At 44.2% G+C, this 25,536-nt stretch carries 21 protein-coding genes, 1 tRNA gene and 6 pseudogenes; 26 read left to right on the forward strand and 2 right to left on the reverse strand.

The genetic code is table 11. The features are described 5' to 3' along the window. Positions 1-149: 149 nt before the first annotated feature. Both JCM19039_RS11865 and JCM19039_RS11870 read left to right on the forward strand, forming a co-directional pair. On the forward strand, positions 150-737 hold the full coding sequence (locus tag JCM19039_RS11865) for a hypothetical protein (protein WP_042427404.1): 588 nt from the start codon (positions 150-152) through the stop codon (positions 735-737). A gap of 53 nt (positions 738-790) precedes the next feature. After that, positions 791-1,177 (forward strand): hypothetical protein, encoded by a 387-nt coding sequence (locus JCM19039_RS11870; protein WP_193744222.1) that lies wholly within the window; start codon positions 791-793, stop codon positions 1,175-1,177. On the opposite strand, the gene JCM19039_RS11875 is transcribed toward JCM19039_RS11870, so the two are convergent. Continuing rightward, entirely contained in the window at positions 1,174-1,425 is a 252-nt protein-coding gene (locus JCM19039_RS11875; protein ID WP_042427408.1) for a DUF2627 domain-containing protein, read from the reverse strand. The two genes, JCM19039_RS11870 and JCM19039_RS11875, sit on opposite strands and share 4 nt — an antisense overlap. 145 nt (positions 1,426-1,570) lie before the next feature. On the opposite strand from JCM19039_RS11875, the pseudogene JCM19039_RS11880 reads away from it, so the two are divergent. The 13 genes and pseudogenes from JCM19039_RS11880 (at position 1,571) to JCM19039_RS11930 (ending at position 12,333) form a co-directional block, all read left to right on the forward strand. Beyond that, positions 1,571-3,612 (forward strand): annotated as a pseudogene (locus tag JCM19039_RS11880) (sigma 54-interacting transcriptional regulator). A gap of 118 nt (positions 3,613-3,730) precedes the next feature. Then, a pseudogene (locus JCM19039_RS11885) lies at positions 3,731-4,800 on the forward strand (Leu/Phe/Val dehydrogenase). Between the two features lie 24 nt (positions 4,801-4,824). Further along, positions 4,825-6,240, forward strand: coding sequence for a dihydrolipoyl dehydrogenase (gene lpdA / locus JCM19039_RS11890; RefSeq protein ID WP_042427410.1), 1,416 nt, complete (start codon positions 4,825-4,827; stop codon positions 6,238-6,240). 14 nt (positions 6,241-6,254) lie between these two features. Beyond that, positions 6,255-7,247: a thiamine pyrophosphate-dependent dehydrogenase E1 component subunit alpha gene (locus JCM19039_RS11895; RefSeq protein ID WP_042427412.1), complete on the forward strand. Its 993-nt coding sequence runs from the start codon at positions 6,255-6,257 to the stop codon at positions 7,245-7,247. Positions 7,248-7,261: 14 nt separating this feature from the next. Then, positions 7,262-8,242 (forward strand): alpha-ketoacid dehydrogenase subunit beta, encoded by a 981-nt coding sequence (locus JCM19039_RS11900; RefSeq protein WP_042427414.1) that lies wholly within the window; start codon positions 7,262-7,264, stop codon positions 8,240-8,242. A gap of 11 nt (positions 8,243-8,253) precedes the next feature. Further along, positions 8,254-9,488, forward strand: a pseudogene (locus JCM19039_RS11905) (dihydrolipoamide acetyltransferase family protein). Between the two features lie 67 nt (positions 9,489-9,555). Then, positions 9,556-9,984: a BrxA/BrxB family bacilliredoxin gene (locus tag JCM19039_RS11910; protein WP_042427542.1), complete on the forward strand. Its 429-nt coding sequence runs from the start codon at positions 9,556-9,558 to the stop codon at positions 9,982-9,984. Positions 9,985-10,045: 61 nt separating this feature from the next. Further along, positions 10,046-10,417 carry a hypothetical protein gene (locus JCM19039_RS11915; protein WP_307190237.1) on the forward strand — a complete coding sequence of 124 codons (372 nt, stop codon included), beginning with the start codon at positions 10,046-10,048 and terminating at the stop codon, positions 10,415-10,417. Positions 10,418-10,472: 55 nt separating this feature from the next. After that, a tRNA-Arg gene (locus JCM19039_RS11920) sits at positions 10,473-10,546 on the forward strand. Between the two features lie 235 nt (positions 10,547-10,781). Continuing rightward, entirely contained in the window at positions 10,782-11,096 is a 315-nt protein-coding gene (locus JCM19039_RS26540) for an aromatic acid exporter family protein (RefSeq protein ID WP_052398746.1), read from the forward strand. 25 nt (positions 11,097-11,121) lie between these two features. Further along, entirely contained in the window at positions 11,122-11,370 is a 249-nt protein-coding gene (locus JCM19039_RS26545) for an aromatic acid exporter family protein (protein WP_052398747.1), read from the forward strand. Further along, entirely contained in the window at positions 11,334-11,807 is a 474-nt protein-coding gene (locus JCM19039_RS23820) for a hypothetical protein (RefSeq protein ID WP_052398748.1), read from the forward strand. The genes JCM19039_RS26545 and JCM19039_RS23820 overlap by 37 nt, the downstream gene beginning before the upstream one ends. A gap of 46 nt (positions 11,808-11,853) precedes the next feature. Further along, positions 11,854-12,333 (forward strand): L,D-transpeptidase, encoded by a 480-nt coding sequence (locus tag JCM19039_RS11930; RefSeq protein ID WP_042427548.1) that lies wholly within the window; start codon positions 11,854-11,856, stop codon positions 12,331-12,333. 58 nt (positions 12,334-12,391) lie between these two features. On the opposite strand, the gene prli42 is transcribed toward JCM19039_RS11930, so the two are convergent. Further along, positions 12,392-12,490, reverse strand: coding sequence for a stressosome-associated protein Prli42 (prli42, locus tag JCM19039_RS24420; protein ID WP_193744223.1), 99 nt, complete (start codon positions 12,488-12,490; stop codon positions 12,392-12,394). A gap of 142 nt (positions 12,491-12,632) precedes the next feature. Here prli42 and JCM19039_RS11935 point away from each other — a divergent pair, with 142 nt between their 5' ends. From JCM19039_RS11935 to JCM19039_RS23215, 11 genes and pseudogenes are all read left to right on the forward strand, one after another. Beyond that, positions 12,633-13,082, forward strand: a complete 450-nt coding sequence (locus JCM19039_RS11935; protein ID WP_042427416.1) for a YaaR family protein — start codon at positions 12,633-12,635, stop codon at positions 13,080-13,082. Positions 13,083-13,145: 63 nt separating this feature from the next. Beyond that, a pseudogene (locus tag JCM19039_RS11940) lies at positions 13,146-13,570 on the forward strand (low molecular weight protein-tyrosine-phosphatase). Then, positions 13,555-14,382 (forward strand): fructosamine kinase family protein, encoded by an 828-nt coding sequence (locus tag JCM19039_RS22105; protein ID WP_152550194.1) that lies wholly within the window; start codon positions 13,555-13,557, stop codon positions 14,380-14,382. Before JCM19039_RS11940 ends, JCM19039_RS22105 begins: the two are co-directional and overlap by 16 nt. Before the next feature lie 215 nt (positions 14,383-14,597). Next, positions 14,598-16,428: pseudogene (asnB, locus tag JCM19039_RS11950) on the forward strand (asparagine synthase (glutamine-hydrolyzing)). 368 nt (positions 16,429-16,796) lie between these two features. Then, positions 16,797-18,242 carry an MATE family efflux transporter gene (locus JCM19039_RS11955; RefSeq protein WP_238545023.1) on the forward strand — a complete coding sequence of 482 codons (1,446 nt, stop codon included), beginning with the start codon at positions 16,797-16,799 and terminating at the stop codon, positions 18,240-18,242. A gap of 92 nt (positions 18,243-18,334) precedes the next feature. Next, a pseudogene (locus tag JCM19039_RS11960) lies at positions 18,335-20,764 on the forward strand (heavy metal translocating P-type ATPase). After that, complete coding sequence (locus JCM19039_RS11965) at positions 20,761-21,585, forward strand: hypothetical protein (RefSeq protein WP_052398750.1); 825 nt, start codon at positions 20,761-20,763, stop codon at positions 21,583-21,585. The pseudogene JCM19039_RS11960 and the gene JCM19039_RS11965 overlap by 4 nt, the downstream one beginning before the upstream one ends. A gap of 13 nt (positions 21,586-21,598) precedes the next feature. After that, positions 21,599-21,883, forward strand: a complete 285-nt coding sequence (locus tag JCM19039_RS11970) for a glutaredoxin family protein (protein WP_042427418.1) — start codon at positions 21,599-21,601, stop codon at positions 21,881-21,883. A 1-nt stretch (position 21,884) separates the two neighbouring features. Beyond that, positions 21,885-22,091: a copper ion binding protein gene (locus tag JCM19039_RS11975; protein ID WP_042427419.1), complete on the forward strand. Its 207-nt coding sequence runs from the start codon at positions 21,885-21,887 to the stop codon at positions 22,089-22,091. Positions 22,092-23,957: 1,866 nt separating this feature from the next. Continuing rightward, positions 23,958-24,857 (forward strand): DoxX-like family protein, encoded by a 900-nt coding sequence (locus tag JCM19039_RS11985; RefSeq protein WP_052398751.1) that lies wholly within the window; start codon positions 23,958-23,960, stop codon positions 24,855-24,857. 158 nt (positions 24,858-25,015) lie between these two features. Then, positions 25,016-25,456, forward strand: a complete 441-nt coding sequence (locus JCM19039_RS23215) for a DUF4166 domain-containing protein (protein ID WP_238545030.1) — start codon at positions 25,016-25,018, stop codon at positions 25,454-25,456. Positions 25,457-25,536 lie beyond the last annotated feature (80 nt).

Genomic DNA, 25,536 nt, shown 5'->3' on the forward strand with positions numbered 1-25,536 from the left:
AGAGAACTTCAAAGAGCTTAACGTTTCTTCTGCTGTCGACAAGAACGAAAAGAACAGTCCGCATGAAGGGCTGTTCTTTATTTATCTTTGATGATTTATATCGGCTTCGGGCATAGTAAGGAGGAACATGTCTGGAGGAGGTTTGAAACATGCTTGTCGGAATGATTGAAGACGTTGTGTGTCGGCTACTGACGACAAACCGTGAAGAGATTCCTTATCAAAGAATTGTTGTGATTGAAGAGGAGGACATTACAGAACTAAGAGCACTTGATTTCATAGAAAAACGAACCGTTGCTGTCATTAATGCACGAGCGTCATTAACGGGGAGAAAGTGGCATCAAGGTGTAAAAAAACTGATTGCCAATCATATTCCTGTGTTTGATTTGGTGCATCGTGGTGATGTAAAGCAGATTCAGCAAAACCGTAAAGTACGCGTGAAAAATGGTTCATTGCACATTCGAAGATCGGGAAAATGGGACATGTTAGGTCATATTAAATATTATGACCCAGAACGTGTGGAGCGACTAATAGAAAGTGCAAAACAAAGGGAAGTATGGGAGAAGCAACGAACAGTTGAACAAAAATTGGTACATATGGGAGAGGCGCTTCGCTCCATGAAATTGGCGAATGAGCTATGGTTGATCGGCCCATTCTCATCGTTGAGCGATATGCGAACGTTTTACGTGATCTTACAATCATCAAAAAGTACATTCGGAAACTTGCGCCCATCATCATAGCTGTTAACGATATCGTTCCAGATCTTAGAAAGCGCAGCATAAGGCCGGACATGGTGTTTGGGGAAGTAACGTTAATGGATGCGATCACTTTATATGAAAGTGTTCATGAAAATCGTACGCTTCATCTTGCTAAAGAAGACACAGCATCAGTTATGGAAGCAGAGAAAAGGGAGCTTAGTTATCGAATTCATGAAGGGGCCGGGTCATCAATGAGTACAGCGTTATTGTACGCATTACAAATGACGAGTGGGGCTGTGTGGACGTTAACAGATCGAAGGGTTATTGACGATTCAGAAATGGGGCTTTTATTTCTAATGGAAGAGAAGCGAATTCATTCGTTAACTTCAATCGCTTCTCTATTAGGCGCAGGATTACGAGAAGATCCACTAGAGTGGATAAAAAATAGAGCGCTTATGTCTGGAGCGGACGGATGGTATTAATCATTCGTCGCTTCTTTTTTGTTTTGGAAACGTGGTGCGAGTTTGCCATTTTTACGATCACGATGAAAGATAAACCCACCAATAAAGCCCATGCCAAGGACAAATAGCAAGAGCCCGGCAATAAATTGTAGTGTGAAGTTCGGGAAAGGGTTCACTTGGACAGCGAAAACAACATCCCGCATCCACTTAATACCCACACCTGCGAGAAAAACAGGAATGAGTAAGACGATCAAGGCAATTAGGCGCAAAAGAAGACCCTCCTACAGCAAAAGTGTACGCTCTTATCATAGCACAAATCGTACAACTCGTCTTTGGGTGCTTACTTGCGTATTCTTAAAAGTTCATGGATAGTGGAGGGAGAGGATACGTAGTTAAGTGAGGCGGGTGAATGGAGTGAAGAAAGCGTTAATTGTCGGGGCAGGTCGTGGAGGGACGGCGTTGTACCATCTACTGTTGCAGTATGAACAGATGCGAGTGTGTGCCGTTGCAGACTTAAATAAACACGCTCCAGGAATTGTTTTAGCTAAACAGCAGAACATACAAACGGGAACGGATGCAATTGCTTTATATGAAGATGTCAAACCCGATGTTATTTTTGAAGCGACAGGAGACACAGAAGCGCTTCGATCATTGCAAAATCATGTTCGTCATACCGCTGCGATTGTGCCCGCTCACGTCTGTAATTTACTCTACCAAATGCTCACAGAGAAAGATGCAAACCAACGCTTGCACCGGGCGATTTTACAATCTACCCACGACGGATGATTGCCATTGATGAAGCGGGTATGACGACGGTTTTTAATCCTAGCGCAGAAGCGATGACAGGTCTAAGCGCACGGCAAATGCTTGGAAGACCACTCGTCCAAGACATGCCCAGCAGTCGCTTGCCTCGAGTTGTTGAAACGAAACAAAGCGAGCATCACCAAAAACAACAACTTGAAAACGGTCAGCAAATTATTACAACACGTGTTCCTCTTTGGGATGGCCAACGTTGTATAGGTGCATTGTCCGTATTTAAAGACATTACCGAGCATGTAGAAATCACAGCAGAAATTACGAACTTGAAAAGTGTTCAACGTATGCTACAAGCGATTATCCATTCATCAGATGAGGCCATTTCCGTCGTAGATGAACTAGGCACAGGGTTTATGATTAATCCAGCTTACACAAGGTTAACTGGATTAAAAGAAGAAGAAGTGATTGGACAACCTGCAACGAAAGACATTGCTGAAGGCGAAAGCATGCATATGAAAGCGTTACGTACTCGTAAGCCTGTGCGTGGTACGCAAATGAAAGTAGGCATTGCCCGTCGGGATGTGATTGTAAACGTAGCTCCTATCCTCGTGAATGGAGAGTTAAAAGGTAGCGTAGGTGTTTTGCACGATGTGTCCGAAATTCGTGAACTTACCGTTCAACTTGAAGAGGCAAAGCAACGAATACGCACGTTAGAGGCTAAATACACGTTTGATGACATTGTTGGCCACTCCGATGCCCTCATGTTAGCTAAAGAACAGGCCAGGGTAAGTGCGAATACTCCGGTTGATGTACTCTTACGAGGGGAGTCGGGCACAGGTAAGGAATTGTTTGCACACGCGATTCATAATGAAAGTAACCGTAAATACGAGCCGTTTATTCGTGTGAATTGTGCCGCTTTAGCTCCTTCTTTGTTAGAAAGTGAGCTGTTCGGTTATGAAGAAGGAGCATTTAGTGGTGCGAAACGCGGAGGAAAACGAGGGTTGTTTGAAGAAGCTCATAAAGGTAGTATTTTCTTAGATGAGATTGGTGAGTTACCTAAGCCAATGCAAGCGAAGCTTCTTAGAGTCCTTCAAGAGAAAGAGATTGTACGCGTTGGGGGTACGAAGTCGATCCCCATTGATACGCGCGTCATTGTAGCAACAAATGTGAAATTAGAAGAGGCAATGAGCGATGGTGATTTTCGTTCTGACTTGTTTTACCGATTAAATAAGATGCCAATTCATATTCCCTCCCTTCGCGAACGAAGAGAGGATATTGAGCCGCTTAGCCATCATTTGTTAGAGAAGCTAAACAGTGAGTACGGAAGGTTCGTCCAGTCCATTACTGAACAAAATCAAAGAAGCATGCAAAGATATGATTGGCCAGGGAATGTTCGAGAGTTAGAAAATGTGATCGCACGGGCGCTTATCCATTTAGACTATCGTTCAGCGGTGATGAACAATGTAGAGATTCCATCTTCACTCATGCAAAAACCTTCGTCTCGTACGCTCCAAACATCCAGTAAAACAGGAGGGACGTTAGACGAGCAATTAGGTGTATATGAGAAACAGCTGCTCGCTGAAGCAATGAAAGAAAATTTCGGAAATAAGACGCAGGCAGCAAAAGCGCTTGGAATCTCGATAAGAAATCTATATTATAAGTTGGAGAAGCACCAGCTTGCAGAAAGTGACCTGCAATAATTTGCGCATGTGCAATATTCTGCAGGGTGATTTGGCGAATTTCTAGACATAACGGTTGGCACAGTTTTTGCAACTACTATAGACAACAAGAAGCTCAACGTAAGAGGAGGAATGGACGATGGAATTGTTTGAGGAGATGCAAACCGATCAATATGAGCAAGTGATCTTTTGTCAGGAGAAGACGTCTGGCTTAAAGGCGATTATTGCCATTCATGATACAACACTTGGTCCTGCTTTAGGTGGGACGAGAATGTGGAACTACGACAACGAAGAAGATGCACTCCGTGATGTTTTGCGTCTAGCGAAAGGAATGACTTATAAAAATGCAGCGGCTGGCTTGAACTTAGGTGGTGGGAAAGCTGTCATTATCGGCGATGCGCGTAAAGATAAAAATGAAGGCATGTTCCGTGCGTTTGGTCGATACATTGAAGGGTTAAGCGGCCGGTATATTACGGCTGAAGATGTGGGGACAACAGAAGCGGATATGGACACCATTTACCAAGAAACCAACTATGTAACCGGAAAGTCAAAAGCGTTTGGATCAGGAGGGAACCCTTCACCTGTAACCGCTTATGGTGTGTACGTTGGGATGAAGGCAGCGGCGAAGGAAGCGTTCGGGACCGATTCACTTTCAGAGAGAACGGTAGCGATGCAAGGAGTCGGCAATGTATCGTTTGAACTTGGAAAGTACTTACACAAAGAAGGAGCAAAGCTGATTGTAAGTGACATTCATCAACCGTCAGTGGACCGTGCGGTAAACGAATGGAATGCAACCGCTGTTGCCCCAGAAGATATTTATGATCAAGAATGTGATATTTTTGCTCCTTGTGCGCTTGGAGCTGTCATTAATGACGATACAATTTCAAGATTAAAAAGTGCAGTCATTGCGGGTGCAGCGAATAACCAGCTAAAAGAGCAACGTCACGGAGACGTTTTGCATGAGAAAGGCATTATTTACGCACCTGACTATGTCATAAATGCTGGTGGCGTCATCAATGTGTATGATGAATTGCTTGGATACAACCGAGAGCGTGTCATGAAAAAAGTCGAAGAGCTGTATCATTCAATGACGAGAGTATTTGAAGTGTCAAAGCGAGACAATATCCCGTCATATCAACCGCAGATCGCATGGCTGAAGAAAGAATTCGAAGCATTGGTGCTGTACAAAAAACCTATTTGCATAAGTAGTTTCTTTCTGGGAGGAGGATTCTTATGACTGTAGAATATGATCTTGTCGTACTTGGAGCTGGAACGGGTGGCTATGTTGCCGCCATTCGCGCCGCGCAGTTAGGGAAGAAGGTCGCAATCGTAGAAGCGGGTACGGTTGGTGGCACGTGCTTAAACCGGGGCTGTATTCCGAGTAAAGCACTCCTAAAAAGCGCAGGCGTGTATCGAGAAATGAAAGAGGCAGCAACGTTTGGTGTGGAAGCGAGTGGGATCACACTTAATTTTGCAGAAGTACAAAAACGAAAGAATGGCATTGTCAATCAGTTACAAAAAGGGGTGCTTCACCTTCTAAAAAAGAACAACATCGATCTTTATGAAGGATACGGCCGCATGCTCGGCCCGTCAATTTTCTCACCGAGTGCTGGTAGTATTTCTGTTGAATTGTCTGGGGACCAAGAAAATGCCATCCTCGTACCCAAGAATCTCATCTTAGCGACAGGCTCTAAACCGCGTCATCTACCAGGATTAAACGCCGAATCTCCTTTCATCATGACGTCAGATGAAGCGCTTGAATTAGAAGCGTTACCTGCTTCTGTCGTCATCGTAGGTGGGGGTGTGATTGGAACAGAGTGGGCGTCAATGCTTGTCGACTTTGACGTGGATGTGACCATCATTGAGGCTGCTCCACGAATTCTAATGACCGAAGATGAAGATGTGGCGCTCGAGATGACAAAGCAACTAAAAGCAAGAGGCGTCAACATCGTGACCGGAACTTCCATCGATGTATCTACATACACGGAAAAAGACACCAAAATGAGTGTCCAAGCTGATGATGGAAGTGACTATGAAGCAGAGCGGCTGCTTGTTTCTGTCGGCAGAGAGAGCAACATTCAAGACATTGGTCTACAAAACACAGACATCGTAAGTGAACAAGGAAAAATCAACGTGAATACGTTCGGTCAAACCGCAGAAGATCATATTTATGCGATTGGGGATATCGTTTTGGGCCCAGAGCTAGCGCATGCCGCGTCCAATGAAGGCGTGACAGCGGTTGAGCATATGTTTAGCCTAGACCCTGCCCCGTTGAACAGTTTTTATGTTCCGCGTTGTATATATAGTGCACCGGAAGCAGCAGCGATTGGTTTTACAGAAACAGAGGCGAAAGATAAAGGGTATGAGATTGTGACTGAAAAAGTCCCTTTTAAAGCAATTGGAAAAGCGCTCATAAATGGGGATGCTGAAGGTTTTTGTAAAGTGATTGTGGATCAGAACAACAACGATTTATTAGGTGTTCACATCATCGGTTCTCATGCGACTGAGCTCATTAGCGAAGCGGCTTTAGCTTTGTTTGTCGATGCAGCTGGCGTTGAAATTGCCGAGACGATTCATCCGCATCCAACATCTTCTGAAGTCATGAAAGAAGCTGCACTCGCCATTGATTCGAGAGCGATTCATTTCTAAAAGGAGGCATTTACATGTCCGCATCCAAGCATGCACAGTTAGGATTATCTGATACTGACGTTTTGTATATGTACGAATCTATGATTCGAGCAAGGAAAGTAGATGAGCGATTATGGCTATTAAATCGTGCGGGTAAAATCCCATTTGTCATTTCTTGCCAAGGGCATGAAGGGATGCAAGTAGGAGCCGCGATGGCACTTGATGGCAAAAAAGATTATTTGCTTCCATATTACCGAGATATGGCGATGGTCATGCACTTTGGTATGACGACCGAAAACATCTTGATGGCTAACTTTGCAAAAGCTGAAGACATTAGCTCAGGTGGACGTCAGATGCCTGGGCATTATGGTAGCAAAGCGCTTCGCATAGTGACCGGATCATCACCGGTGACAACCCAAGTGCCTCATGCGGTAGGTTATGCACTAGCTGGCAAGATGGAAGGGAAAGATTTTGTTTGCCTCACTTCATTTGGGGAGGGCTCTTCAAACCAAGGAGACTTTCATGAAGCAGCGAATTTTGCAGGTGTACACGATTTACCCGTCATCTTCTTTTGTGAAAATAATAAATATGCAATCTCAACTCCAGCTGATCGTCAACTCGCCTGTGAGAGCATTGCCGATCGTGCCGCAGGGTATGGGATGGATGGTGTATCCGTCGATGGAAACGATCCATTAGCGGTTTATGAAGCTGTAAGCCGGGCAGTGGAACGCGGAAGAAAAGGAGAAGGGCCAACGTTGATTGAAGCCGTATCGTATCGATTGACTGCCCATTCTAGCGATGATAACGAGCTAACGTATCGAGAAGCAGAAGAAGTGAAAGCGGCAAAAGAAAAAGATTCAATTGTGACATTCACGAAATACTTGAAAGATGCGAAGTTGCTCACCGATGAACAAGAAGAAACCATCCATAAACAGATTCAGACAGAAATTGATGAAGCTACAGATCACGCAGAGCAAGCGGCGTATGCTGATGCAGAATCTGCGATGTTGCATGTGTATGATCAATAGAGGAGGATTTTCTTATGGCGATGATGAATTACCTCGGAGCAATTAATCTTGCACTCAAAGAAGAGATGGAGCGAGATGAAAAGGTTTTCATTCTCGGTGAAGATGTCGGCAAGCGCGGGGGCGTATTCCTTGCAACCGAAGGTTTATACGAACAATTTGGCGACCGTGTACTTGATACACCTTTATCAGAATCAGCGATTGCCGGTGTCGGGATTGGCGCTGCGATGTATGGGATGAGGCCGGTTGCTGAAATGCAGTTTGCTGACTTTATGTTGCCTGCTGTCAATCAAATTGTTTCAGAAGCTGCAAAGATTCGCTATCGATCAAACAACGACTTTCACGTACCATTAACTGTAAGAGCGCCATACGGCGGAGGGGTCCACGGGGCGTTGTATCACTCTCAATCGATGGAAGCGATGTTTAATAGTATTCCGGGTCTTAAAATCGTCATTCCGTCAAGCCCGTATGACGCAAAAGGTCTTTTAAAAGCCGCCATTCGAGATGAAGACCCGGTTTTGTTTTTTGAGCATAAACGTGCGTACCGCCTTTTAAAAGGTGAAGTGCCAGAAGAGGATTACACACTGCCCATCGGCAAAGCTGCCCTCAAGCAAGAAGGAGAAGACGTGACGGTCATTACGTACGGACTGAGCGTCCATTTTGCCGAACAAGCGGCGAAGGAGTTAGAAGAAACAGGAATAAGCACACATATCCTTGATCTTAGAACCGTGTATCCGATGGACCGAGATGCCATTGTTGATGCTGCTAAGAAAACAGGTAAAGTCCTTCTGGTCACAGATGATAACAAAGAGGGAAGCGTTATGAGTGAGGTTGCAGCTATTATTGCTGAAGAGTGTTTATTTGACCTCGACGCCCCTGTAGAGCGACTTGCAGCGCCAGATGTTCCTGCAATGCCTTATGCGTCGCCGCTTGAGAAACAATTTCTTGTTACAAAAGATAAAATCCAATCAGCAATTCAAGAACTTGCTGAGTTCTAGGAGGGGTTCGGATGGCGAAGGAAATTACGATGCCGCAACTGGGCGAAAGTGTAACTGAAGGGACAATCGATCGTTGGCTCGTGGAAGTAGGCGATCAAGTGAATAAATATGACCCACTCGCTGAAGTGACGACGGACAAAGTGAACGCGGAAGTTCCTTCTTCTTTTAGTGGGACCATTAAAGAGCTCGTCGTGAAAGAAGACACAACGGTTGCTGTTGGCGATCTGATTGCTTATATTGAAACAAATGATGAAGAAGGACCAGAACGTGAGCAAGAACGTGAAAACAAAGAGCCTAAAGAAGCACCGAGCACGAAAGAGCAAACTGGGGATTCGTCCATGAAAACTCGTTATTCTCCAGCTGTTCTTGCCCTCGCAGGGGAACATGGCATCGATTTGCAGCAACTTACAGGGACAGGTCGCGGTGGACGGATCACCCGTAAAGATGTAGAAGCATATGTAGCAGGAAGCGCAACTCGGAGCGCACCGCAAAAACAAGAAGCAAAATCAGCACCATCGGATGTGAGCGAACAGCGCCAAGAGCCCCAGTCTTTACGTGCAGGTGACGAGCGCGTGCCGGTTAGTGGGGTACGTAAAGCCATTGCCAATCGCATGACGCAAAGTGTTCAAGAAATCCCTCATGCTTGGACGATGGTTGAAGTCGATGTGACGAACCTCGTTCGTTACCGTGAGCGCATTAAAGGATCTTGGAAAGAAAAAGAGGCTATTCGTTAACGTACATGCCATTCTTTATGGAGACCGTTGCACAAGCATTAAAAAGACACCCTGTGCTCAATGCAACGTGGGATAAGGATGCAATCGTCTACAAGAAAGAGATCAATCTTTCTGTCGCCATCGCCACTGACGATGCATTATTCGTGCCGGTTGTCCATCATGCAGATGAGTTAAACGTGAATGGGTTTGCGCGGAAGTTGCATGAACTCGCCGATAAGACGAGAAGCAATACATTAAGCAACACGGATATGGCGGGGGGTACGTTTACGATTAACAACACCGGATCTTTTGGGTCGATTCAATCGGTACCGATTATTAATCACCCACAGGCTGCGATTTTGTCGGTAGAATCGATTGTCAAACGACCGATCGTACAAAAAGATGACAGCATTGCCATTCGCTCAATGGTGAACTTATGTTTATCCATTGATCATCGAGTTCTCGACGGCTTAGCTGCAGGCCGATTTTTACAAGATGTTAAACACGAACTAGAGTCATTTTCACACGAGTAAATTGAGCAAGAGATTTGAGTTTTTCCCTCGAACTCGTTACAATGTATAAAGATTGATTAAAGGGGGCATCAACGTGGAATTTCAATATTTTATGAACGATGTAGTCAACGCTGCACGTGAAGAAATGTCTGAAGCTGGCTACGATCATTTACGATCCGTAGAAGATGTTGATAAAACACTTACGCAAGAAGGAACAACTCTAGTTATGGTAAACTCAGTATGCGGTTGTGCAGGTGGGATTGCGCGTCCGGCAGCGGCGTACATGAGAAATTATGAAACAAAGCCTGACCGTTTTGCAACCGTATTTGCAGGACAAGACCGTGAAGCAACAGATCACGCGCGTTCTTATTTCAAAGGCTTTGGACCATCTTCACCATCCTTTGCACTAGTGAAAGATGGAGAAATTAAAATGATGGTTGAGCGTCACGAAATTGAAGGACATGAGCCTATTGAAGTTGTACAAAAACTTGAAAAAGCTTTTGATGACCATTGTTAATTACAATCTGAGCCGCTTCTTAGCGGCTTTCATGATGTAGATAGAGGAGTCGAATTAAAGAATGATGAATGAACTGTATGAACGAGTACAAGATTACTTAAACATGGAAGAAGAAATTGACTTTAAAGAATTCCAAGCGTACTACAAGAAAGTCACAGACTATTTACAAGCAGAAGGACAAGACTTGGAAGAGGAGAATTTGTGGAAAGGCCTACTCGTTGTGGAAAGCATTGCATCCAACTCTTCCAACCGTGCGAAAGAGATACGTAAAGGTCCAGAAGTAAAGAAATATAAGCGAATGAACGAACGTATGAAGCTTTGGGCGCAAAACATTACAAAACGTCTTACTGCTTTAGGGTATACAGATGAGCAGATTAATGAGCGTTTTCATGAAATGTTAGAAGAGCGCGAAGAAAATCAGAAAGATTCCTAGAATATGATTGACAGACGTTCTTATATTCCAATATAATATAAGTTGTCTGTTTCATGCGCCTATGGTGAAAGGGATATCACGCGAGATTCCGGTTCTCGTATTCCAGGTTCGAATCCTGTAGGCGCGCCAATCAGTACCATGAGTGGGCGAGTACCCATACATACAATAAATTAGAAGCACGATCAGCAAATGCTTTCCATCGGCGAACGTTTCAGCTTCCTCAAAAGAAATTAGCTTTTGAGGATGTATAGCTGTTGCTCTCCTTTCGGTAAGTATACTGACGTGCTTTTTTATTGAATAGCAAAACGAATCTGGATGCATCATAACTAAAGATGGTGAAGATGGGGGGGACTGTTGCGCAAACGTGAAGCTTGTGCAACGGGAACAAGTGTTTTTTGGGTATCGCACGTTAAAAACAGCCATCGGTGCAGCGGTAGCAATTTTTATTGCACAGTGGCTAAACTTAGACTTTTTTGCTGCTGCTGCAATTATAACTGTACTTTGCATTCGCGGTACGAAAAAAGGGTCGTTACGGAAAGCTTGGGAACTTTTTGTAGCGTCGATGACGGGGTTGTTCTTTGCCGTAGTAATCTTTGAGGTGCTAGGTTATCATCCGCTATCTTTAGCGGTACTCATCGTTTTGTTCATCCCAGCATTACTTAAATTTAAAAGCCATTGACGGCATTATAACGAGTATTGTCATCTTGCTCCATATCTACACGGTAGGTACAGTATCATTTACAATCCTTTGGAATGAATTTTTGCTTATCGTCATTGGGGTTACCGTAGGACTCATCATGAATTTGTATATGCCTAGTTTAGATGATGATATTTATGAGGATCAGATTCAGTTAGAGGAATACTTTGAACGAATACTAAAAGAGTATTCCAAATATCTTTATAACAAAGATGATGATTGGGATGGAAAAGAACTAACGCTGCGGGGGATTTAATTAAGAACGGAAAAGCGAAGGCACTTCGGGCGATTGACAATCATTTTTTGCGTCATGATGACTATTTTTATCATTACTTTGATATGAGAGAGAAGCAGTTGGCCATCCTCGAACGCATTCTGCCGTTTATCTCGACATTGGAAACAACGTCAGAAGGGAAACAGATGGCGTCATTTTTAAAACGATTAAGTGGTGCAGTAAACCCAGGCAATACGGCTGGTCATTTTTTAGAGGAATTGGATGTGCTTAGACATAACTTCTCAGAACACCAATTACCGAAAAATCATGTTGAGTTTACGACACGCGCATCGCTTTTCTACATCATTCATGAGATGGAAGAGTATTTGACGATTAAGCAGATGTTTAAACCCGATGAGAATCGAACACATATGATTAAGAAAAAGAAGAAACTCAAAAGAAAAGGCGTGTCTTCATAGGAGGTGTCATAGATTCGTGAATGTTTTACTGATCATTACCGTATTGATGTCTTCTTTGTGGCCGATGGACGTGCCCCCTGAACAAGGAGACCCATACATTATTGTAAACAAGGCGAGTAATGAAGTCGGTTGGATCAATGACGGGAACGTACAAGACGTGTTTCCTGCAGCCACTGGACGCACGAAGGATTTAACGCCTGAAGGTGAATTTACGCTCATTGTTAAAGCGAAGGATCCGTATTACCGAAAGCTCGACATTGAAGGTGGATCAAAGGATAATCCACTCGGCAGTCGCTGGCTTGGATTTGACGCTAAAGGAACGGACGGTAGAATGTATGGCATTCATGGAACGAACGAACCTGAAAAAATATCTGAGTATGTTTCCAATGGGTGTATTCGTTTACGTAACGATGATGTAATTCGTTTATTTGACCAAGCCCCTGTCGGAACACGCGTGTGGGTAGGCGCTGAACAGCACAAGTCAATCGCTACGATTGCTGGGGAGTTGAATCTCTTATATGAATAAACAAAACAAAGAGGCATGAAATGGGAACATTTCATGCCTCTTTGTATGAACATTATCCTTACATAAATGAAGCTGCTCCGGCAAAGAATGTGCCGACAACGAGTACAAAAATCATCGTATAAATGATGACCTTTTGGAAGATACGTTTGCGAGGCATCTCGATCCCTCCACTAAATTCATTACTTCTATTGTAAAGCCTAATTACGTTTGGAACAAGTCCAATTTCTTTACTGTTGATTTTGAACACGAATGACCGATATAGTAAAGAGAGGATGCCAAGAAGTAAAGGAGTTTCTGTCATGGACATTGAACGAGTGGGCACGAAGGCAAGTCTAACCATTCCAGCACGCCATACAACCCGTGCGGCAAGGGCGAACTCATCAAATGGTTTTCAAAACATACTCGCTAAAGAGAAGATGGATCAGTACGTCGCACGTTTGAATGAATCATTCTCCAAAATAAAAGAACAAGGCATTCGCCTTGCTGAAAACAGAACGTTAAAAGAACTTCAGGCGTATAAGGCATTAGTCAAAGGGTTTGTAAAAGAAGTCGTTGATGAAGGGTTAGATGCGAAGCAGCAATCGGGATTTAATCATCGCGGGCAATCGAAGACATACCTACTCGTACAAGAAGTAGATCAAAAGTTACTCGACTTGTCGAGAGACATATTGGATGCTGAACGACCACACTTGCATATTTTGCAACAAGTGGGACAGATTGAAGGGTTATTAGTCAATTTATACGGTTAGAAAGGAGTTTTTTCTATGGTAGCTGTGTTGTTTGTTTGTCTAGGCAACATTTGCCGTTCGCCAATGGCAGAAGCAATTTTTCGGAGTCAAGTAAGCGAAGCTGGTCTTTTAAATGAAGTCGAAATTGATTCTGCAGGTACAGGTCATTGGCACATTGGAAAGCATGCCCACGAAGGAACGCTTGGCTTCTAAAACAAAAGCAGATCGCACACGATGACTTGATTGCCAGGCAAGTAACGAGAGATGATTTAAAGCAGTATGATCTCGTCATTGCAATGGATGAGCAAAACTTTTCAGATTTACAAAACATGCGGAAAGTTGAAGATGACGTCGAGATCTCTCTATTGCTCGATTATTTACCCGAGCAAAGAGATAAAAATGTGCCTGATCCCTATTTTACTGGGGATTTTGAGGAAGTGTATGCGCTCATTTCTGAGAGTTGTGAGAATCTGTTGGCGGATGTTCGAAATCGGTGGCTCGTATCGTAATGAACGTATTTGAGTGGGTTGTACAATCAGAACGTGTGAGTAAAAACGACTGGCAGACCGTTTCAAAGCTTACCGATCAATTTGGTCACTTTTACTGCTTAAAACAACAGCATAGCGGTCCCACTGACGCGTTAGCAAAAGAAGCCAATAGTTTACGTAGATTAGATGAAGCGGGTGTTCGAGTGCCTCGCATTATCGACCAAAACGAGGAGTTTCTTCTTACCGCGTGGGTGGATGGGGGGCAAGCGACGCTTCAGTCCGAGGCGTTTGCCAGTGAGCTAATTAAGATGCACCTTCACGAAGCAAACGATTACGGCTTGGAAGAAGATCATTACATCGGTCGAGTTGAGCAACCGAATGGCACGTACGATTCGTGGATTTGTTTTTTCCGGGAAAAGCGGTTACTCGTACAAAAGCAACTGCTCGTACGAGCGAATAAGCTTAGTGAAAAACAAGTTGTACAGTTGGGTCGCTTAAGCGATCGGTTATCTGATCTAATTGATGAGCCTGCATCGCCAAGATTGTTGCACGGAGACTTATGGTCAGGAAACTGGGTGTATGATGGAGACGGATTGCCATACCTTATTGATCCGTGTTCTTTTTACGGTGATCCGGCCTATGACGTGGCGATGATTCAGTTGTTCGGCGAATTCCCTGAAGACGGTTGGGCTTTATACAAAGAGGCGATCGGAGCCCCAAGCGCTTCAGCGATTGACGTGTATCAACTTTATTTCTTGCTCGTTCATGTGATGATGTTTGGTGAAATGTATGTACCGGCAGTGAACCGGATTCTTAATAAGTATGGGAATTAAACGACGAAAGCGGGCATCAGTTTTTTGATACTCGTTTTCGGTTTTTTTTGTAGAATGAGTCGCCCGCTCCTGACCTGTGCCATCGCTTGAAGAAAAGCCTTACTCATCCTCGCCATTTGTGTGTGAGAATGACGATTTCTAGTGTGTTTGCATAGTGTAGAGAAGTGACTGGGTGAAGAGCGATCTTCGCACAACCGTTGAAAGGGAGGATGACGATGTGCGGTATTGCGGGTTGGCTAGATTGGAAAAAAGATTTGCGCGCACAAGTCGAGCAAATTGAAACGATGACGAATGTGTTGGCACACCGGGTCCCGATGCTTCAAACATTTGGACCGATCAACATCTTTTGCTTGGGCATACAAGGCTTGCTGTAATTGACCCGAGTGGTGGGTCGCAACCAATGACGAGAACACACGAAAATCGTACGGGTACCATCGTGTATAACGGTGAGTTGTACAACACAGATGAAGTTCGAAAAGCATTGACGCAGTTAGGAAGAACGTTCACGACACATTCCGATACAGAAGTGTTACTTCATGCGTATTTGGCATGGGGGGCAGCGTGTTTAGAACGGTTAAACGGCATTTTTGCATTTGCAGTTTGGGATGGCGAACGACTCTTTATTGCAAGAGATCGTCTCGGTGTGAAGCCGTTATTTTATAAAAGAACATCTTCAGGAATGATTTTTGGGTCAGAAATAAAAGCAATTTTGGCGCATGCCGATGTTGAGGCTAGCCTAACCGAAACAGGTTTGACGGAAGTAATGAGTTTATCCCCGTCAAGAACACCAGGGTTTGGTGTATTTGATGGGCTAGAAGAGCTTCGCCCTGCCCATTACCTTTCGTTTGATCGAAATGGTTGTGATGTTAAGAGGTATTGGCAAGTGAAAAGTGAAGTTCATCAGGCAAATGCAGAAGAGACCGCGGGAGCGATACACGATTTACTCAAGGATACGGTCGAACGGCAGCTCGTCTCTGATGTGCCCGTCGCTTCATTTTTGTCCGGGGGATTGGATTCGAGTGCACTTACCGCATTTGCTGCGAATACTCAAACAGCAGAGGCGCCACTCCATACATTCTCAATTGATTATGAAGACAATGACCTTCATTTTAAAAGCAATGCATTTCAACCGGATGATGATCAATCGTATATCGAGAAAATGACAGATGCTTTCGGTACGGTGCATCATCGCAAAATTATTACGATTGATCGGTTAAAAGACCATCTTAAAGATGCCGTCATCGCTCGAGATCTTCCAGGAATGGCAGACGTGGACAGTTCGTTGTTATGGTTTAGTAAAGAGATTAAAAAGCAAGCAACAGTCGCACTTTCTGGAGAGTGTGCGGATGAGATTTTTGGTGGCTACCCATGGTTTTACAAAAAAGAGTTATTGTCCCGACCTCTGTTTCCGTGGATGTCATCACTTGAATTGCGTAAAGGCTTATTGAATGAAAAGTGGAAAAAGAAACTTCCGTTAGAGGAATACGCCAAAGCCCAATACGACAAAACCATTGCTGAGACACCACATTTAGACGGTGAAACCGGGGAAAACCGGCAACGAAGAGAAATGTTTTACTTGAATATGATCTGGTTTATGACGACACTGCTAGACCGAAAAGATCGGATGAGTATGGCAGCAAGCTTGAAGTACGGGTTCCATTTGCCGATCATCGACTCGTCGAATACGTTTGGAATATCCCATGGGAGATGAAGCGGTACCAAGACCGGGAAAAAGGACTGCTACGAAAAGCGTTAGAAGGTGTGCTTCCTAATGATGTACTTTATCGAAAGAAAAGTCCGTATCCAAAAACCCATCATCCGAAGTATACGGAAATGGTGGCCACACTTTGTGAACAGATGCTCGAAGATGGCGATGCCCCTGTTCATGAATTTCTCGATCGCACGGTTCTCACTGAGCTTGTAAGAACACGGGCAAAAAAAGTAGATACGCCGTTTTTCGGACAGTTAATGACCGGCCCTCAATTGCTCGCTTATATTTGGCAAATGAACGAGTGGATGAAACTGCATAACGTCAAAATTAAATAAGCAAATCAATCCGCATAAGTAAACATGCGGATTTTTTTGCATGCGGGCACATGTAAATACCAAATCAGAAACCAAGTAGGAATTCGCACACCGAGCAGACAGTTAGATGCAACCGTTTGTACTTCTAATTGGCTGATAAAACTCCAAACGCGGTTCTTTCAGGAGAGCACCTTCAGAAAGTATGATGACGAGGACGCACGTTCATAATAAGGCACAACGTTGTTGTTTTTACGTATAAAGGGCTATTCAACAAAAGGTATGCGTTTTACCTGTTTGCATGTTTCGTTTTGATTTAAATTGGGAAATGTTACTTTTGTATACTGAGGGGGGTATATTTATATTGATTGTCAACAGAGAAGGTGAAGCGTATGAACATGGCTGATCGCGTACTCGAAGAAGGATTAAAAACGACGGACAAAATAAAGATCATACTCATTATCGCTATGCCCGCAGTGATCGAGAATTTCTTTCAAATGTTACTCGGGTTTGTTGATACGTTATTTGTTGCCCAAATTGGCTTAGAAGAAGTAACCGCAGTCGGTGTGACAAATGCCATTCTTGCCATCTATTTTGCGATATTTATGGCGATCGGTGTAGGAGTAAATGTCCTTATGGCCAATGCGATCGGCGACGGTAACCAAAAACGAGCATTCACCATCGCACAACAAGGCATTATTCAAGCAACCATTGTTGGGGTATTACTAGGGATGGCTACATTGCTGTTTGCAGAACAGATGATTCAAGTACTCGGTGTCACCCAACAAGTACTTGAAATTGCGACTGTCTACTTCCAGGTTCTTGCGGTCCCTTCAATTCTTATGGCACTCATGTTCGTATTTAGTAGCATCTTGCGAGGAACAGGAGATACGAGAGCACCGATGAAGGCAGTGATTGGTGCCAACATCGTAAATATGTTTTTAGATTATGTATTGATTTTTGGGTTTTTGTTTATACCTCCACTAGGTATCGTTGGTGCAGCGCTTGCAGGCGTTTTATCACGAATTGCCGGAACAGCTATGTTACTCTATTATATGAAAAGAAATTCAAGTCTATCGTTTACGCGAAGCCAATTTCGCTTTAATGGTAAAGATCAAAAAGCGTTACTTTCACTAGGAGCCCCAGCCGCTGGTGAGCGGCTGGCGATGCGAATTGGACAAGTCGTTTACTTTGGATTTATTGTCGCATTAGGTACAACGACGTTCTCAGCACATCAAATTGCTGGGAATATCGAAACATTTTCTTATATGATCGCCTATGGCTTTGCCGCAGCGGCAACGATTTTAGTCGGTCGACTTGTCGGCGCCCAGCGATATGAACAAGCGAAGCAGTACGCGAAGTTAATTGCCATCATTTCAGCAGTATTTATGGTTGGAATGGGTGCACTGCTCTTCATTTTTGGCGGGACCATTGGTCAGCTATTTACCGATGATCCTGTTGTTATACAAGAAATTGGCACAGCATTAATGATTGCAGCGTTCTTTCAACCATTTCTAGCGATTGTGCTCACGTTAACGGGCGCTTATCAAGGTGCGCGCAACACAAAATTCCCGATGTATTTAACGACAATAGGTATGTGGGTCGTTCGAACAGTCGCCGTCTATGTGTTAGCGGTTCAATTAAACTGGGGTATTGCAGGTGTATGGGTTGCCATCGGACTTGATATTGTCATTCGAGCCATTGTTCTTTGGTATCGCGTTGAAACCGACCGATGGATTAAACCAGAGAAGGAAGTTAGCGAAAAAGAGGAGTTACGGTGTCGCTGCAATCCGCAAGTAAAGCATGCACATGTAAGTGGCTGTGTGAACAATTATTAATGTTTGACATACCCTACTGGGGTATTGTATCATGATAACTGTAGCAATCATTGTAGAAGCTCGCTGACTGTGAGCAGTTAGGAGGAAATGCGATGGCGAAGCAAGACATATCATTGCCCATCCAAGGCATGACGTGTGCGGCATGTGCGAATCGAATTGAAAAAGGTTTACAACGTATGGACGGAGTAGAAGACGCACATGTGAACTTTGCAGTCGAAAAAGCTAATGTCACGTATGATTCTGAACAAGTAGATGCTAAAGCTTTCGAAGATAAGATAGAAAAACTTGGTTATCACGTGCAGCTTGAATCCATCACGTTTGATATTTCGGGTATGACGTGTGCGGCATGTGCAAGCCGGATTGAAAAGAAATTATCTAGAACAGACGGAGTAAACAAGGCGCGCGTCAATTTTGCGCTTGAGAACGTCACCGTTGACTACAATGAAGGGGTTGTCAACAAACAAGGCTCATTGAATCTGTTGAGAAGATTGGTTATTCCTTGCACGAACAACAATCGAAAGAAGAAACCATCGATGCGAAAGAGAAAGAAATTCGCCACCAAACCGGGAAGTTTATCTTTGCAGCAATACTAACTTTACCGCTCCTTTGGACGATGGTGACGCATTTTGAATTTACTACGTTTCTTTATATGCCAGAGATGTTTATGAACTTGGGTGCAACTCGCGCTTGCCGCTCCCGTTCAGTTTATCGCGGGTGCCCAGTTTTACGAAGGTGCATACAAAGCACTAAAAGGAAAAAGCGCGAACATGGACGTACTCATCGCGCTCGGTACGACAACCGCATTCTTTTATAGTATTTTCCTTGGGTATGAATGGCATGTCGGTGGGCAACAAGGGATGCCAGAGTTGTACTTCGAGGCCGCGGCGGTCATTATTACCCTCGTTATTCTCGGGAAATTGTTTGAAGTACGTGCGAAAGGCCGTACCGGAAAAGCAATTGAGAAGCTGCTAAATATGCAAGCAAAAACAGCCATGGTCGTACGCGATGGCGAGGAAGTCGAAGTGGCTGTTGAAGACGTTGTTGTCGGTGATCGTGTGATCGTTCGGCCAGGAGAAAAGATTCCGGTAGACGGTACGATCCAAGCTGGAAGCTCAGCCGTTGATGAGTCAATGATTACAGGTGAAAGTATTCCTGTAGATAAGAACACAGGTGACTCGGTTATTGGTTCAACGGTGAATAAAAACGGAAGTTTAACGTTTGAAGCGACACGTGTCGGCAAAGATACGGCGCTCGCGCAAATCGTTAAAGTTGTCGAAGATGCGCAGGGAAGTAAAGCAGACATACAACGGGTGGCTGACCGCGTATCCGGTGTATTTGTACCGATTGTTGTTTTGATTGCCATCGGTTCATTCTTAGCATGGTATTTCTTAATTGAACCAGGTGACGTTCGCTCGGCACTCGTGCCGTTAATTACGATTCTCGTGATTGCTTGTCCGTGTGCACTCGGGTTAGCGACACCAACGTCAATTATGGCAGGTTCAGGTCGAGCGGCGGAAATGGGTGTTCTCTTTAAAGGCGGCGAACATCTTGAGAACACACGATCAGTAACAACGGTTGTTCTAGATAAAACAGGAACGATTACAAAAGGCGAACCTGAACTGACAGATGTTCGCGTTGCCGACGGGTTTAACGAAGCCGATATTTTACAAATGGTCGCGGCAGCTGAGAAAAGTTCAGAACATCCGTTGGCATCGGCCATTGTTAGAGGGATTGCAGCACGTAACATTTCGTTTGACAATCCTGATACGTTTGAAGCATTGCCTGGTGCTGGAATTAGCGCAACGGTTCAAGGCAAGCAAGTGTTGGTTGGAACGAGAAAGCTTATGCGTGAACAAAGCGTCGATCTACAGTTCTTCCAAGCAGAAATGGAACAGTTTGAATCCGACGGCAAAACCGCGATGTTAATTGCCGTCGATGATGAACTCGCTGGTGTCATTGCTGTCGCAGATACGATCAAAGAAACGTCAGTTGATGCGATCGAACGGATGCAAGACCTCGGTCTGGAAGTGATTATGCTAACGGGAGACAATGAACGTACTGCACAAGCGATTGGGAAACAAGTAGGCATTGATCGTGTGATCGCAGAAGTCGTTCCTGAACAAAAAGCGAAAGAAATTGAAAAGCTACAAGCAAAAGATAAGTATGTCGCGATGGTCGGGGATGGCATTAACGATGCGCCTGCACTTGCGGTTGCTGATATCGGTATGGCGATTGGTACAGGAACCGACATTGCCATTGAAGCGTCTGACGTGACATTAATGCGCGGGGACCTTCACAGTGTGGCCGACAGTTTTGTCATTAGTAACAAGACGATGCGCAACATTAAGCAAAACTTGTTTTTCGCGTTCTTTTACAACTCTGTTGGAATTCCAATTGCGGCGGCAGGCTTACTTGCGCCTTGGGTCGCAGGAGCGGCGATGGCCTTTAGTTCTGTAAGTGTTGTTGGTAACGCCCTTCGTTTACAGCGCATGTCGTTTAAAGGAGTGAAACGTTCATCATGAAAATCAAAACGTGGGTTATCAGTGGACTCGTTTACTTGACCATTGTCGTTGTCGGTTATGCGGTCATTACCGGAAATTCGGTCATTGACGGTGGAGATCATGGGGAACATGAAGCACAAGCTGTTGAATATGAGGAGGAAGATGAAATGAATGAACATGCGCATGACGATCATCATGAGTCTACCGAGTCAGAGGTTGAAGTCATTGTGGATCAAAACGAACAACAACTTACGGTAACGGTGCAAGACGCCGATGGAAACGCACCTGCATTAGCGGTTCATCATGAGAAGGAAATGCATATGATCGCTGTTTCAAACGACTTAGCAACGTATCATCATCTGCATCCGGAGCGTGTGGAAAATGGCATATACAAAGTCGACCATTTGTTCTCTCCTGGAACGTACCGAATCTTTGTTGATATTTCTCCTGAAAACTTGGGCTACAAACTAGAACCGATCGACGTGCAAGTCGGCGATGTGATGACGAGTGAAGCAAACTTAACGACAGATACAGACCATGTGAAAAGTGTGCAAGGGAAAGAAGTCGAGCTGGAATTTGATGGTCTACAGTCAGGTGACGTCACTACGCTAACGTTTAACACAGAAGAACCGGACGCGCTCGAGCCGTACCTCGGTGCCCTCGGTCACGTCGTCGTCATCGACGAGGCCGGAGAACAATTTATTCACGTACATCCTGTGGCTGATGATGAGACGGTTTTTGAAGCACACTTCACTCAACCAGGCAAGTACAAATTGTGGGCAGAATTTAAGTTTGAAGATGCAGGAGTCATTGCTTTTCCTTACGTGATCGATGTTCAGTAACGGAGGGGTAAACATGTATCAATTAACGATTTATACACGTCCGATGTGTTCAGATTGTGCGAAGTTAAAAGAAGATCTTGCACGAGTGAACATCAGTTTTATTGAAAAAGATCTCGAAGAACAACCAGAACAAGAGCACGTGCTAAAGAAGAAAACCGGAACAAGAATTGTTCCAGGTCTTGTGTTTAAGCAAAAGGGAATACGAAACCAATTAAAAAAGCCGATTGTTTTTACCGGTTATGAGCAAAACGAAAATAAAATTCAATCTTTCATCCAACAGATGAGTAAGGAGAATTAACATGAAAACGATCGAATTACAAGTGACTGGCATGTCTTGTGGACATTGTGTTTCGTCAATCGAAAACGGTGTTGGCTCAAAAGAAGGTGTTGATTCTGTAAACGTTGATTTAGAGAAAGGGCTCGTTACGATTTCTTTTGATACAAGTCAAGTTCAAGAAGCAGATCTAAAAGATACCGTTGAAGATCTAGGTTATGATGTAGCGTAACGAAAAGGCAAGAAGAGCGCACCCGTTCTTCTTGCCTTTTTCTTACGGTGTGTGGATGAGTTAGCGATCGAGTGTCGATCTATCGGCTGAATTTTATTCGATGGTACGATTTTCGCTTGGTTTGGACTCAATAATTGAAGGGCTAAGCGAGGCGGGGAGGTTGAATATGAAAGTGCTGCAGGCTAAGCTAGTGAACCGAAGTTTAAGCCCGCAAATGAAGCGAGGAACGTATGCACAATCATGAGAAATAAGCCCGGGTCACTAAGGGGGCAATCTATCGAAAGTTTTATATAAGTTGCATTAAAGAAATTCACTCGTTCTTAATGTTGTTACTACATCAAATCTTTGTTTCATTCGCTCGGCGTAAGAAATTGTACGACCCTTTTCTATGGCTAAGAAGTGATGTCGGCAGGAGTCATACCGACGACCCATCGGTTTATCATCGGCACCTCTGGTGCGATGGTTGGTAGCTCTAGAATGAACGTAAGATTTTCCTGGTTTGCGCTGTTGGCAGTTGGATAGAAGGGGGTGCTGTGTACCATTTTGCGCGCGAGTTTGCGAGTTCTGCGCGCAAGTTTGCCTAGTTTAACGATTTTGGGGTTCATTCCGCTAAACTTGCGCACAGTTTGTTCCAACTGGGGCGCAGATTCAATGCCAATAAGCGAGTAACCGGTCGGCCCCATTGGGGCCGATGCCAAATCGGACTCGGTTCGGCGCGGCTCGCGCCGACAGCTTGTTGGGACTTCGGGGCGGTGATTAAACACGTAACCTGGTAATCTGTTACCGAGTTTGCTCAATCTCACTGAATCCAATGATCGAGATCGCTGTTTGCAGGTGAATGCCTACCTATTGTCTTTTGAAGTTCATCTCACTTCGACAACATCGTTGCCGATCGTTATTCGTCACTCCAAGGGTTGCGGGCAACACGGGAAAACGTATGCCGAAAGGTAAAAAGACGTGACCGATGGTCACCACCTGGCGCAAGCATGTGATGACCTGTCACTTATGTGACAATCCAGCCCTCAAACCGGGCACTTTCGATACGCAACTGTCACAAATTGCACGATTTGTGACCGTTAACTCCGTTTATGTGCGCATCCACGTTTAAAATGATGATTTTTCTTTCTCAAGTGTCACATTAATGAATGTATGGGGCATTTGGACTTCTTTCCACACACCTTAGCCAGTAGGCAGAAACGTGAATCGTGTCGTCCTTATGCTCTAGAGTGTCAAGAAAAAACGGTGGACGTCTTTTCGCCACCGATGTTGCACTTGTGCTCTGGAGTGCATAGAAAACACGGTGGTCGATCTTTGACCACCGATGTTGCACTTGTGCTCTGGAGTGCAAGCATCAGCCTTCAGTGGAAAGCAACAACAAACTGCGTAATCAGGATAATGTTAAGTTTATTTTATATAGATCGTTAAAGCCGCGGTCTAGATCGCTAATCCCGTAAAAAATCCCAAAAATAAGACGACCATCGCGACCTGCGGTGCCGAAACCAATGAAAAGCGATCTAGATCACCTGATATACGATCTAGATCGCCAAAAAAATTGGAAAATTCGGTGTTTTAACGTAATCTAGATCGTTTCGGGGTGATCTAGATCGCAAATATCCTAACCTTTCCCAGATGTGATCCAGCTAGAAGTGTTAGTGAGCAAACACTACGTCAACGTCGGAAGAGAGCATGTGCACACTTAAACTTCTTCGTACTCATGAATGTCGGGAATTCTCGCTCAGCACAATGGGGAAGCGAACATGAAGGGCTGTATAATTTTTATTATTGTTCAACTCATATAGAAAATTCGATGCGTAACAGGCGTGATTCTACAAATAGTGGTATGTTGGAAGGAAGGAGGTGGGAATTGTGCAAAGGAAACCTGTTTATGTTGAGACGAAAATTGATACCGATATGGATACATTGTGGCGCACTACTCAAGAGCCGCATCTGCATGAGAGATGGGATTTGCGGTTTACACACATAGATTATGACGAGGAACAGTCAAATCGTGACCAAGCTTCATTTACTTACGAAACGAAACTTGCATTTTTAAAGGTGAAAGGCAGAGGGATGGCGACAGGAGATGTTACTGGAGAGGGTGGCAAGAGAACATCGGGTTTGCAATTTTCGAGTGAGATGCCGATATCTTTAATAAAAAAAGGACGCGGGTATTGGCAATATGAAGATACTGGGGAGGGGATTCGCTTTCTTACCCAATATGACTATTCCGTTCGTTTTGGCTTTTTCGGGAGAGTGATTGACCGCTTCATGTTTCGTCCGATTATCGGTTGGGCAACTGCTTGGAGTTTCGACGCAATGAAGATCTGGTTAGAGAAGAGTATTCCACCGGAACAAACATTGCAAAAACTGAAGATTCATTCAATCATTTGTTTTGCGCTTTTTATCATTTTTTTCTACCAAGGTCTCGTTCCAAAACTACTATTTCCTGAAACCGGTGAATTGGACCTCGTCTCAACGGTTTCGTTCATAAACGGCTTTGAACGTCAGGTCGTTGCGATCATTGGCAGCGCACAAATCTTATGGGCAATGTTGTTTTTGTTGCCGGTCAACAAAAAGGTGATGTTCACTGTGACAGCCATACTTATGGTCGTCCTCGGTGGGGCTGCAGTGAGCGCTCATACGGGAGTGTTAAACGAACCTTTCAATATGGTTACGTTAAACGTTGGTGTGATTGCATTGACATTCATTGGTTGGGTGAATCTTAACGGTGTTGCTCGAGCGAGACGAAACAAACGGAGGCCATAAATGAACGTGAAATCAATATATGAACAAGCCATCGGTGCACGGTTTGAGCAATTGCATCCATTGCTTAAGAAGAAATATGGAAAACAATTAGGTGCGCTTACAGCAACGGGTACGATGAATCACATTCGAGGGTCGGTCGTCTATCGACTGTTGCCCGAATATTTGCAAGGGATGATTTTTTATTTCCTGAAAGAGGAAAGAACGTACCATTCACGATTACAAATACGTATCACCCGTCGCCGCAAGTTGTCGATTGGAATCGTACCTTTTATTTTCAAAAAAATGTGCGAACGTTTTTTGCACGAATGTATTGGGATGCGTCGAGTGAGCAAATTCTTGATCGACTTGGTCGGTCAGGAAGGTTTATGCAACCATTAGTGTTCACGGTCACTTCAAATGGAGCGCTACTCATCACATCTGAACAAAGTTTCATACGATTGTTCGGTCGGTATGTAAAATTGCCAAAGCGAATGAGTGCAAAAGTGAATGTATATGAGGAAGCGATCGACGATGAACACATTCATATATTTGTTCATATTACGCTCATCGGTACAGTCATGATGTATGAAGGCGTTGCAACAATTGTTGAACAAAAATGACCATTGTTGTAATGAAGGTTGCGTATAGGAAAAAGGAACAACACTTCTACAAGGACGATCCTCTTGATTGTCACAATATC

Source organism: Geomicrobium sp. JCM 19039, from assembly GCF_000698145.1.
Lineage (GTDB): Bacteria > Bacillota > Bacilli > Bacillales > Marinococcaceae > Geomicrobium_A.

Excerpts from the sequence above, each read along its gene's own strand:
- JCM19039_RS11930 (WP_042427548.1), top strand. The coding sequence starts at position 11,854 with ATGTCTTCTTTGTGGCCGATGGACGTGCCCCCTGAACAAGGAGACCCA.
- JCM19039_RS11935 (WP_042427416.1), top strand. The coding sequence starts at position 12,633 with ATGGACATTGAACGAGTGGGCACGAAGGCAAGTCTAACCATTCCAGCA.
- lpdA (WP_042427410.1), top strand. The coding sequence starts at position 4,825 with ATGACTGTAGAATATGATCTTGTCGTACTTGGAGCTGGAACGGGTGGC.
- JCM19039_RS11900 (WP_042427414.1), top strand. The coding sequence starts at position 7,262 with ATGGCGATGATGAATTACCTCGGAGCAATTAATCTTGCACTCAAAGAA.
- JCM19039_RS11965 (WP_052398750.1), top strand. The coding sequence starts at position 20,761 with ATGAAAATCAAAACGTGGGTTATCAGTGGACTCGTTTACTTGACCATT.
- JCM19039_RS11975 (WP_042427419.1), top strand. The coding sequence starts at position 21,885 with ATGAAAACGATCGAATTACAAGTGACTGGCATGTCTTGTGGACATTGT.
- JCM19039_RS11865 (WP_042427404.1), top strand. The coding sequence starts at position 150 with ATGCTTGTCGGAATGATTGAAGACGTTGTGTGTCGGCTACTGACGACA.
- prli42 (WP_193744223.1), bottom strand. The coding sequence starts at position 12,490 with ATGCCTCGCAAACGTATCTTCCAAAAGGTCATCATTTATACGATGATT.
- JCM19039_RS11970 (WP_042427418.1), top strand. The coding sequence starts at position 21,599 with ATGTATCAATTAACGATTTATACACGTCCGATGTGTTCAGATTGTGCG.
- JCM19039_RS11955 (WP_238545023.1), top strand. The coding sequence starts at position 16,797 with ATGAACATGGCTGATCGCGTACTCGAAGAAGGATTAAAAACGACGGAC.
- JCM19039_RS11915 (WP_307190237.1), top strand. The coding sequence starts at position 10,046 with ATGATGAATGAACTGTATGAACGAGTACAAGATTACTTAAACATGGAA.
- JCM19039_RS11895 (WP_042427412.1), top strand. The coding sequence starts at position 6,255 with ATGTCCGCATCCAAGCATGCACAGTTAGGATTATCTGATACTGACGTT.